Here is an 11,039-nt window from a genome sequence, read left to right as displayed (position 1 = left end):
CAGTCAATCGTGCAGGCGACTGTGAGTGGGTCTACCGTGTCGGCCGTTCAGTTCACCGAAACGACGAGCCCCGCGCCTCCCACAATTGGCGTCTCGGATACAATAGTCACTTTTTCTGCTGTATCAGGAGGTACCGCTCCGGCGGACAAGAACGTTCAGGTGACTAATGTCGGCGGGGGGACGCTGAGCAATTTGGCTCTCAGCCCGATCTCATATGATTCTGCCTCAACAAATTGGCTGACTGCGACACTTGCGGGATCCTCGACCCCAACAAACATCACTTTTACCGTAAGCGCCGGTCAACTTCAGCAGGGAAGCTACGGTGCAACGGTGCAACTTCGTTCCACGAACCCTGGTGTTGCCAACAGCCCGCGAACTGTGCGTGTGCGTCTGGCAGTGCTGCCGGTTGGTACTCCTGGTGCGTTGCGGCTAAACGTGACAGCGTTGTCTGATTCTTTCTATGCGAAAGTCTCCGTGTCGGGGCCGAACGGATTTACCCGGGAAAGTATTGTAGCGCGCAATGCCCCCCAGCTTATCAACGGTCTCCTCTCCGGTACGTACTCGCTGACGTGGTCTAATGCGGTATGCTTCTATCAAGGGGGTTGCGGCTGGATCTCCTACGGACCGGTCGTCCGCGAGCAAGCGGCCGTTGTAACCGGCGGAAAAACAACCGACGCCAGCACGACGTATGAGCCCAAGACGGGGTACATGCTGTTGAGCACGACAGGGTTGAACGACTCTGTAACGGTGCGTGTCGACATCACCGGACCGGGCGGGTATACGAACACGCTCTACCTTGCCAATCGGGAGGCTAAGCGACTTCCAGACCTCGTACCGGGGACATATACATTCTTCTGGTACGAGAGTACCTGCGCTTACCAAGGCGGGTGCTCTCAGACTTACCATCCTAGCTCGCGAAATCAACAGGCGGTCCTTGTTGCTTCGCAAGAGCCGTTGTCAGTCTCGATGGCGTATTCGCAATAGTTGTGCAGCGTGCCTACCTGGTATCTACGACAAGGATGGTACCAGAGCACGCGTGGCATCCTTCGTACGATTCGGTTCAAATGTGCGTGGGGTGATTTCCCCCGCGGTGTATCAACAGCGCATGGACGGTGAGAAAGCTACCGGAGCCTCGTGAGCCGCGCGACGAACGGAGCGGAGCCGAACCCGTCGAAGGTGAGGGATACGCCCTTCCCCGAGTTACCCCCGTCCGCGAGCACATAGACCGCCGCGTAGTTGCCCCGGCCCGCGCTCAGTGCGCGGGCCGTGTTCGTGCTGCGCGAAACGGTCAGGGACGGCAGCGGCTCCGCGTCCTGCGGCGCCCACGTGGCGAGCTGCGGCAGCCGGTGGGCCGCGGCGGCGGACGGCTCCACCAGGTCGTCCGTGGCATCGGCGAGGCTCCACTGGTCGAGGGCGTCGGTGGCGGACATGCCGGCCAGCGCCGCGAGCGAGGGGACGTCGTACCGCGGCAGCTCCTGCGCGTGCTCGAACAAGCGGTTGCCGGCGCTGCCGATGGGTGCGTCTCCCCACCGCTCCCGCAGGAACATTAGGAACCGCGTGCCCTCGTCGTAGTAGCCGCCGCGTGCGCCCGGCGTCACCCCCCAGAGGCTCTGTCCGGCTCCCTCGCCGTGCCCGTTCAGGTAGAAATCAGGGTACGGCACGCCGCTGTTCGCCGCTTCGATGGGCCCGTACCGGGCACCGGTCGGCTGGTTGCTCGCCAGCCGCGCCGCGGTTTCCTGTACCGTCTGCGCCCAAGCCTCTCCGATCGCGTTCCATCCCACGCTGATTCGCGCCGGCGGAGTCGCCGCACCCCACCGCCGGATGCGGTAGACCATCTCGGCATGGTGCGCGTACTCGTGGATCATGAGCGCCGCCAGGTACTCCGCCTGCGCGTCAGTCTGCGGGGGGGCGTCCGGGCCGACGGTCGACGCTACCTCAGACGAGTACGCGCATGCGGTCTGCGGGGCATCGTTGTTGTCGACGCTCCAGCCCGCCACGTCCGTCCGGAACACGTGGTACCACCTCCCCGCGGCGCCCTTCAGCGGCTGGTACCCGCGGTCCATCGCCTCGCGGACGGCGGGCAGAACCCACCGGTCCGCGATGTCCGCCGCACGGGTGAGCCGAGCCCGTACGGCCGGGCTTGTCCACGTCTGCGCCTGGGGCGACCGCGCGTCGAAGGCGATCACCGTGCGGCCGGAGGCAGACACGCCAGCGACCACGATGCGGATGGTCGGGATACGGTCCCGCCCCCCGGCGCAGTTCGGATACAATGGGCCCCACCAGTCGATCCAGGGGAGGGTGTCCCCGGGAGCGGCGCTCGCGTACCTCGGATCGAACGGAACCGGGTTCTCCGCATACGCGAGCGGCGCCGTCGCCGCGGCGAGACGGGGGACGCGTGCGACTTCGGCCATCTGCGCGCCCCTGCGGCTTGCGCTCAGTTCCGTGGCCACGGCCGGGGCGGCGCCCCCGCCTGCGCCCGTCCACGCCCGCACGGTGAACAGGGGCTCTGCCGCCGGTGCCGGGTCGAGGCCGGGGTTCAGGGCGGTGAGGACGTACCGCTCAGGGCCCGCCGGGAGCTGCAGGCACATCCGCTCCATCGCGTCGCGGGCGAGCACGCGGCTCTCGCCGACCTCCAGCCTGAGCACGCCCGGCACGGCGAGGTGCCCCTCGTGCGAGAGCGGGCCCGCCTGGACGCTCACCGGACGTCCATCGACCTCGCAGGGCCGGCCCGGCGGCATCGCGAAGCGGATCTCCCGGGCCGTCCGGACGGTCGGGGCGACGGACACCCCGTCGACGGTGATCGTGGCCATCAGCTCGTCCAGGTGCTCGCCGGAAAGCACGCCCTCGGCTCCCGCCGTAAGCACGCTCGTGGAGATGACCGGCGTTCCCGGCTGCGGCTTCGCGTCCGTCGGACTCTCCGAGCACGCGAGTGCGATTCCGACGACGACTGCTGAACCGACGACCGCTGTGCAGCTGTGTTTCATGGACCCGTCCGCTGGCGCTCGGTGGATGTGGTGGTTCGGTGCGTCAGTCCGTTCTCTCGTGGGCGGCCGAGGCGCGCTCGCCTCGTCGGCCGGCCGTGTGCCCGGCCGGCGGGGGCGCGCTGGTCAGCCGCTCTCCTCCAGAAGGTCTCCCATCTCCCCGAGCACCTTCAGGCGCACGCGCTTGGCTCTCGCCTTCAGCGCGCTCAGCTCGATGTCGAGTATCTGAGCGACCTCCTCGTTGGAACGTCCCTCCAGGTAGCGAAGCCGGAAGATCGTGCACTGCTCCGGCGGCAGAGCGTCCAGGACGCTCTTCAGCCGCGCGTCCAGCTCGCGCTCCCGCATCATCTCTTCGGGCAGGCTCGTCGAGACCGCGCTGCGGACCTGCGCCGTCTCGTCGTCCTTCAGCCGGAAGTCGGCTTCGGAGGCCACCCGCTGGCGTCCAAGCCGCCGGCCCTCGTTCCGAGCGATGTTCCGGGCGACGTGGAAGGCCCACGTGCCCCACCGCATCGCGGGGTTGAAGTCGTGCCGGTGGTTGATCAGCCGGATCCACACGTCCTGGAAGAGATCTGCGATACGCGCGTCGTCCCGGACGCCGCACCTGCGTATCCAGGCGTGCAGAGGATCGAAGTACCGCTTGTGGAGCGCCCTGAGACTCAGTTCGCAATTCGCTCTTGCAAACCGGGTCCAGAGTTCTTCGTCCGATAGCGCGGCGTAGTCGCACGCCGTCAATTCGTCGCACAGGGTGGAGGTCGACCGTAGCACCGTCATGTTGATCGTCAGAGCCGTCGGACGGAGGTTGTTAGGGCACGGCGGGGCTGCGACCATCAGCTGCAAGGTTCCAACTCCGCAGGCCCTCTCCGTGTGGGGCCGAGGCATCCACCTCTAGAACGGCGGACGGGTAGGCAAGAGAATGATATCGGATAACGTCGCGGCCCCGAAGGGGCGGACATGCATTCCTTGCAAATCAGTCGTAAAACGTTGTTTTGATTCCTCAGGACCACCATCTGCCCGGAGCACACCGCGGTAGAATCCCAGTACAGCTGTCGGGAAACGAAAAGCGCCGGATTCGGATGGTGAATCGTTCCGCCAGCGAATTTGCGGTTTCACATATTTCCCGCCGAGTTTGCGCTGGACTTGTGAGATGCTCTAGCTGCGGCCGAAAACGAGCCGTATCCTTGTGAGAGAGGAACGTCTGTCACGGCAACGGAAACCATGATGCGTGGAAGCGGATCAGGCGAGCAGAAAACTACCCGGCTGGGCTCCCTCCCACCGATCGTTACGGTTGGGAATCGGATCGAGGGCGCGATGATCCTCGACGATGCTCCCGACGATTATGGACTCTTACTGTGGCAGGCATTTCGGAACGTTTTATTGTGGGCGGGAACCCCGTACGCGAACCGTGGGTTGCTATTTGACGGTGCAGCAAAGGCCCGAAGGTATGAACAGATCTCGGCCGTAGTTGGTGAAAAGGCGGAGGAACGGGTCCCCCTTCTCACATTGGCCGAAGTTCTGGATCCGATGAGTGGCGTTGGAAATGAGGCGGTGGCAGACGCTTGCACCATGTTGCAAGAGGTCGCGGCGCAACGTGGCCATCGCAATATCTCGCTGGCATTCGCGATAGCAACCGCGGCCGCGACTCCAGCGGATGCCGGCCGTGCGTACCGCGTTGCCGGTCTTCTGCGGAACCAATGCGAAAGCTCGTGGGCAGATGCGTGGTATCGCCGTTGCGCAGAATTGGCTTTGGCTTCGTGTGACTGGAAGCACCATGGCCTAGCTTTCATCGGAGTCGGCCACATTGCGGCGCAGCAGGGGGATTGGGACTCCGCTGAGCGCCACTTTAAACGCGCCTTATATTCCGCTCGACGCCACGGAGTGTGGCAGGTGAAGGGTATGGCCCTTCACAACTTGTTTACGGTGGCTGTAACGCAGGACGATTACGCGAAGGCGACGCGGCTCGGACGCGAAACATTCAATGCATACGGCTCCAACCACCCTCGGTTGCCCGCGCTTGCGCACGATGTTGCGTTCTTCTGGATGATGCGAGGCCTGTTCTCCCAGGCCATGACTGTGTTTGAAGCCTTGGCCAATCAATTCTCTAAGCCCGATGAACGTCTGCTTGCGCTCTCTAACGTCGCTCGCGCTGCGGGCGGCGATGGGGACCTCCATGGATTCAATGGTGCGTGGAATGCTGCACTACCTCTCGCAATCGAATTAACCAACAGTGTGGGTGAGACCTCCGCGGTTACGGAGGCTTGGGTCAACCTCGCGCACGGTGCCGCGTCGATTGGAGACGTTCAGAAGGGAATTCTATGTGCCACGGAGGCATCCACGGTTGCGACGCGCAGGAAACAGGAGCCCGAGCGCGCGCAAGCAGAGGCCATATTGGGGTCGCTTCGGAGTCTGCGGGGCGTACGGCGTTTGGTCGTGCCCGCGGAGCGGAGAGGCCGGGAAACCGAGGCGGCAGCGAATACGTTTGCGCTAGAGCTTCGCAGGGCACTCGTACACAGGTGACGCGAACTCGTGGCCGCCCGGCCCACCGCAGTAGCACCTACAGGGGGTGGCCGAACTCGTTAGCGGGTTCTTGTATCACCCTCCGCCCCCCATCATTCCTCCGATCCGGCCAATGGAGGCGGTATCTGCAGGGAGGTTGTCCAGATGTCTAATCGGGTTTGATGTGTCAGGCGCCGAGGGGAGAGATTGGCTGCACGCCATTAGGGCGCAGCAAAGTGTGAGAAGGGCGATCAGTCCGAATTTCCGCATTGGCCCCCGCTGGATGTAAAGGTTAGGCGGCGCACCCGTTCGGGTGCGCCGCCTATTAGCATACTGTCCTTTGGACCGCCTGACCACCCGCAGACGAACGTTTCCCGACGTAGTTGCATGGACTGCGATCAGGAATGTGTTGAAGCGAATCACCTCCTAGGAACGGCTACACAGTTTCCGACTACGCGTCGCCAGGTGCACCTGCGAACAGTTGTGCCTCCTCGGCTGAGTTACGTAGCTGAAGCTGTGATGCCCCAGAATCGGACCGTCCCCGTCAGCAATGCGCAGGGTATCACGAGGCGTGTACCGACTCGCCGCTTACAACCGGAGCCTCTGTGATCCGCGACCCGCTTCGCCAAGATCTGGACAACTCCGCTAGCGTTCGGGCGCAGCGGATCCTCGGCGAGCCCGTAATGGCGGTGTGGGACGATCCGGACGTTCGGGAGCTTTACGTCAACTCCGACGGGCGGGTGTGGGCGGACCGCGCGGGGACCGGGCGGGTCGCGACGGGGCTGGTGCTGGAGGAGATGGCGGTGCTGCGCTTCCTGGCCGGGATCGCAGCGTACCGGAAGGAGACGCTGACGGCGGAGACCCCGGCCCTGCAGGGCGCGATGCCGGACGAGCGGTTCCACGGCGCGCGCATCCAGGGATACATCCCGCCCCGCGCACCGGGACCCGGCTTCAACCTGCGGAAGCACAACCCGGAGGTCTGCCCGCTGGAGAGCTACCTGGAGCGCGGCGCCCTGGGGTTCGCCGAGTACGACCTGCTGCTGGACTCGGTGGACGCGCGGCGGAACGTCCTCGTCGCGGGGGCGACCCGCTCCGGCAAGACGACCTTCCTGGGCGGGCTGATCGCGGCGATCAGCCAGCGCTGGCCGGCGGACCGGCTGCTGGTGGTGGAGGACACCCCAGAGATCCGATGCACCTCCGCCGACGCGGTGCTCTACCGGACCCTGCCCGGGGAGCCGATGGGGCCGGTCATCGCGCGGGAGGCGATGCGCCTCTCGCCGGACCGGATCGTATGCGGGGAGTTCCGGGACCGCGCCGCCTACTACTGCGCGGACCTCTGGACCTCGGGCCACACCGGCGGGGCGGCGTCGATGCACGCTGGCAGCGTGGAAGGGGCGCTCATGAGGATGAACCTGCTCATGCTGGACGGGCGCCGCGGGTCGTACGCCGCGCTGGTCGCGGCAGCCGTGGACGTGGTGGTGGTGCTGGCGCGCGGGGACCACGGCGGCCGCGTGGTTGACCTCGCGCTCCTGGACGGCCTCGATCGCCGGGGCCGCTTTCAGATTCGACGCCCTCAGCTGGGGGCCAACCGGAGGGACGTATGCTGACGACAGGCAAGGCGCGGCTCCGCCGCGCGGGGATGGTGCTCGCAGTCCTGGTGGTCTCCGCCGCGGCGATGCCCGCCTCGGCGTTCGCGAGCTCGCTCCGCACCTCGCAGGCGAGGCAGCACCTCGCCTTCCTGGACCAGCTCTACCAGATGGCGCTCGGTGCCGTGCCGCTGCTCTCGATGCTCGCCATCGTGGGCGGGATCATCATGTTCGGCATCTCGGGCGGGCACGAGGGGCTGATGAAGAAGCTGGGCCTTCCCATCGCCTGCTTCGGCGTGGCCGGGTTCGTTCTGACGTCGGGATCGTTCCTGGGCATCGGCGCGGCGGTCCTGTGATGGACGAGCTGCGCGAGACACGGGTCGTCCAGGCGCTGCTCAGGCCGCCTCTCTTCTTCGGCGTGCCGCGATGGTGGCTCTCGGTCGAGCTGGCGGTCGTCGTCTGCGCCTGGATGGGAGCGCCGATGCACTGGTCGAGCCTCGTGCTCACCGTGCTGGTCTTCGTCCTCGTGCACCCGCTGGTCGCGTGGAAGTCGCGCGACAACCCGTGGGCGGTGGAGATGTTCGTGGGCTATCTCCGCCGGCCGGTGCTCTACAGCAACCGGGACATGCTCGCCGCCCCGGCGCTCCGGTCGTACCGCGCGCTTCCGTAGGCCGCGATGCTCATTCCGCTGCTGGCGCTCGCCGCGGGCGCGCTGGGAGACCGCTTCCTCACCCGGGTGTCGCGCCCCCCGAAGCCGTTCCCCGGCGCCGCGCGGCTGCTGGCCTGGAGCCGGATGCCCTTCGCGGGCGTGGTGATGCAGAAGGACGGCTCGTTCCTGGCCGGCTGGAAGTACCGCGGCCCCGACCCCACCGCGGCGGCCGCCGGCGAGCTGAACCGCATCGCCGCCCGCGTGGCCGAAGCGTTCGCTCCGTTCACGGACGACTGGGTCTTCCACGTCGACCTGTACCGCTGCCCGGCGATCGGGTATGCGCCCGCCGGAGCCTTCCCGGGGGCGGTGCTGGCCGCGCTCGACGAGGAGCGCCGCCGCCAGTACGAGACCGGAGGGGGCCGCTGGGAGACGGAGTGCTACGTGACGGCCGCCTACCGCCCGCCGGCAGACGCGCCGAGCCGGCTGGCCACGGTGTTCGCGACCGGCGAGGGGAGGCGGACGGACTGGGCGGGGGAGTGGGAGCGGTACCGGCGCGCGCTCACCGACCTCGGGGACCGGCTCGAAGGCGTGCTCCTGCTCGAGCGGCTCGGTTCGGAGGAGTTGCTGGCGCACCTGTACCGTGCCCTGACCGGCCGCCGGCAGAAGGTGCTGGTCCCCTACCACGGGGCGGGGCTGGACGCGATCCTCGGCCACGAGCCCCTGGTGGGCGACTTCGCGCCGCGGCTCGGCGAGACCGAGGTGCGCGTCGTGGGCCTGCAGGGGTACCCGGCCTCCGTCCACCCCACGATCCTGCGGGAGCTGACCGAGCAGCCGATGGACTACCGCTGGAGCTGTCGCATCCGGCCCCTCTCGCCCGAGAAGGCGGAGCCGCGGCTGCGGCAGGCGCAGAAGGACTTCTACCAGAAGCGCCACGGCGCGCAGTCGTTCGCGGCGCAGATGGTCCGCGGGAAGGACGATCCGGGGAACCCGGAGTGGGACCGCATGCAGGAGGACGACCACGCGCGCGAGCTGGCCCGCGGGGTCTCGGAGGCGATCGCCCTCAACTCCGGCAACCAGGTGCGCCTCTGCGAGTTCAACTCGTACGTGGTGCTCCACCGGCCCACCGAGGAGGAAGCGCAGCGCGACGTGCGGGCGATGATCCGGGTGCTCCGGGACCAGGGGTTCACGGCGCAGGCGGAGACCATCCACGCCCTGGAGGCGTTCCTGGGCACCCTGCCCGGGCACGGCGAGCCGAACGTGCAGCGGCCGCTCCTGTCCACCGAGAACATCGCGGCGATCCTCCCGCTCGCGTCGGCGTGGTCCGGACCGGCCCGGAACCCGTGCCAGTTCTATCCCCGCGGCGCGCCGCCGCTCTTCTGGGGAGACACGAACGGCTCGACCCCGTTCCGGGTCTGCCTGCACGCGGGCGACGTCGGCCACGCCGTCGTGATCGGGCCGACCGGGGCGGGGAAGAGCACCCTCCTGGAGCACGTCGCGGCCCAGGCGTTCCGGTATTCAGGAGCGCAGGTCTTCGTGCTCGACCGCGGGCGGAGCTTCGAGCTCCTCTGCCGCGCCGCGGGCGGGGACCACGTGAACCTGGGGATCGGCGGCGCGGCGGGGACGGGGCTCCAGCCCCTGGCGAGGGTGGACGAGCCTGCGGAGCGGGCCTGGGCGGGCGAGTGGCTGGAGATCCTGCTGCGGCTGCAGAACGTGGACGTCAGCCCCACACGGCGGGAGACGCTGAACCGGGTGCTCGGGCTCCTCGCGGCCGACCTGCCGCGCCACCGCACCCTGACGGAGCTGGTCACCCAGGTGAGCGCCGCGGACCGGGAGATGGGCCAGGCGCTGGAGGCCTACACGCTCACCGGGCCCTACGGCGGGCTCCTGGACGGCGACCGCGACGTGCTCTCGGAGGGCCACTTCGTGGTCTACGAAACCGAGGAGCTGATGGACCTGAGCGACATCATCGCGCTGCCCGTCCTCCTCCTCGTCCTGCACCGGCTGGAGCGCCGGTGCACCGGCCGGCCGACCTACCTGATCGCCGACGAGGCGAAGAGCTCGCTGGGGCATCCGCTCATGGAGAGGAAGTTCCGCGAATACGCCGTCACGCTGCGCAAGAAGAACGTGGCCCTCCTGCTCGCGTTCCAGGACCTGCACCAGCTCGCCGAGCTTCCCGGGTGCGCCACGATCCTCGGCAGCTGTCCGACGCGGTTCTTCCTGCCGAACAGCGAGGCGGCGAGCCCCAGGGACCGGGCGGTCTACTCCGCCGCCGGCCTCAACGAGCAGGAGATCCGGCTGATCGCCGAGTCGGCGCCCAAGCGGCACTACTACTTCCGAAGTCCCGCGGGTGCGCGGCGGTTCGAGCTCGCGCTCGGACCGGCGACCCGGGCGCTCTACTTCCCGCGCGACGCGCTGGGGGTCGAAGGCACCCTCGCCCGGGCGGCCGAGCTGGAGAGGGTTCACGGCCCCCGATGGGTGGCCGAGTGGTTCAGGGAAGGCGCCGCGGCGGAGGCCGCGGAGTGGATGGACAACGCCTACAACGGAGGTGGGAGATGAGACGGTTGCTGCGGCATGCGGGGACGCGATGGGTCGCGACCCTCGGCGCGAGCCTGGTCCTCGTGCTGGCCGACACGCGCGAGGCGAGCGCGGGGCTGATTCCCGGCGTCCCGGACATCGTGTACGACCCCGTCAACTACGTGTCCGCGGTGGCGAGGTACAGGCAGCTCGTTCAGCAGGCGCGCGGGCAGATCCGGCAGATCGAGTACGCCTACGACCAGGCGCGCCAGCTCCGGGACGACGCGCGCGGCTGGAGCCGTTTGCGCCTGAGCGACTTCGGCGGGGTGCTCCGCCACGTCCGCCGCACCATGGGGGACGGGATCGCGCTCGGGTACGCCAACCCGCAGCTCGCCGAGATCTTCCGGCGCCAGTTCCCCCGCGTCCCCCGGGTGGCCGACGGACTGCCGCTCGCCCACGCGGACCAGATGAACGGGATCCGGGACCTGGCCTTCGCCGCCGTGATGAGCGCGCAGGCGCAGGGGACGCAGATCGACCTCGCGAGCCAGACGCTCCAGCAGCTCCGGCAGGGCGTGGTGGGGGCGACGACCGAGCGGCAGCTCCAGCAGGCCCAGGCCGCCGTCCAGGCGTTCCAGGCGGAGCAGGACCTCCTCACCCAGCACACGCTGCTGTCCCTGTCGCAGCAGCTCGCCACCGCGAACGCCCGCGAGGCGCAGCGGCAGATGGAGGAGGAGGTGCGCGGCACGCAGGCGGACGGTCGCTGGCGCGCGTGGGAGCAGGCGGTGGTCGGCGACTACGGCGAGAACCTGGCCGCCC

Annotated in this window: 8 protein-coding genes; 6 read left to right on the top strand and 2 right to left on the bottom strand. The window is 67.9% G+C overall.

Annotation, left to right across the window (positions count from 1 at the left end):
• Positions 1–1,121: 1,121 nt before the first annotated feature.
• Positions 1,122–2,864, bottom strand: a complete 1,743-nt coding sequence (locus VFE05_05700) for a hypothetical protein (protein ID HET6229556.1) — start codon at positions 2,862–2,864, stop codon at positions 1,122–1,124.
• Positions 2,865–3,107: 243 nt separating this feature from the next.
• A complete protein-coding gene (locus VFE05_05695; GenBank protein ID HET6229555.1) occupies positions 3,108–3,809 on the bottom strand; it encodes a sigma-70 family RNA polymerase sigma factor in 702 nt (233 codons plus the stop codon).
• 480 nt (positions 3,810–4,289) lie between these two features.
• Here VFE05_05695 and VFE05_05690 point away from each other — a divergent pair, with 480 nt between their 5' ends.
• The 6 genes from VFE05_05690 to VFE05_05665 all read left to right on the top strand — a co-directional run.
• On the top strand, positions 4,290–5,495 hold the full coding sequence (locus VFE05_05690) for a hypothetical protein (protein ID HET6229554.1): 1,206 nt from the start codon (positions 4,290–4,292) through the stop codon (positions 5,493–5,495).
• Positions 5,496–6,157: 662 nt separating this feature from the next.
• The gene (locus VFE05_05685; protein ID HET6229553.1) at positions 6,158–7,081 is read left to right on the top strand and encodes an ATPase, T2SS/T4P/T4SS family; all 924 of its coding nucleotides are present in this window, start codon (positions 6,158–6,160) and stop codon (positions 7,079–7,081) included.
• The gene (locus VFE05_05680; GenBank protein ID HET6229552.1) at positions 7,075–7,416 is read left to right on the top strand and encodes a hypothetical protein; all 342 of its coding nucleotides are present in this window, start codon (positions 7,075–7,077) and stop codon (positions 7,414–7,416) included. The genes VFE05_05685 and VFE05_05680 overlap by 7 nt, the downstream gene beginning before the upstream one ends.
• Positions 7,416–7,730 carry a VirB3 family type IV secretion system protein gene (locus VFE05_05675; protein ID HET6229551.1) on the top strand — a complete coding sequence of 105 codons (315 nt, stop codon included), beginning with the start codon at positions 7,416–7,418 and terminating at the stop codon, positions 7,728–7,730. Before VFE05_05680 ends, VFE05_05675 begins: the two co-directional genes overlap by 1 nt.
• A 6-nt stretch (positions 7,731–7,736) precedes the next feature.
• On the top strand, positions 7,737–10,265 hold the full coding sequence (locus VFE05_05670) for a hypothetical protein (protein ID HET6229550.1): 2,529 nt from the start codon (positions 7,737–7,739) through the stop codon (positions 10,263–10,265).
• Positions 10,262–11,039: hypothetical protein (locus VFE05_05665; protein ID HET6229549.1), on the top strand; the 778-nt coding region annotated here is incomplete at its 3' end. The genes VFE05_05670 and VFE05_05665, both read left to right, overlap by 4 nt.

Source organism: Longimicrobiaceae bacterium (genome assembly GCA_035696245.1).
In the GTDB taxonomy this organism is placed as follows: domain Bacteria; phylum Gemmatimonadota; class Gemmatimonadetes; order Longimicrobiales; family Longimicrobiaceae; genus DASRQW01.
The sequence above is the reverse complement of the archived record's forward strand: the minus strand, read 5'-3'. Positions and strand labels throughout refer to the sequence as shown.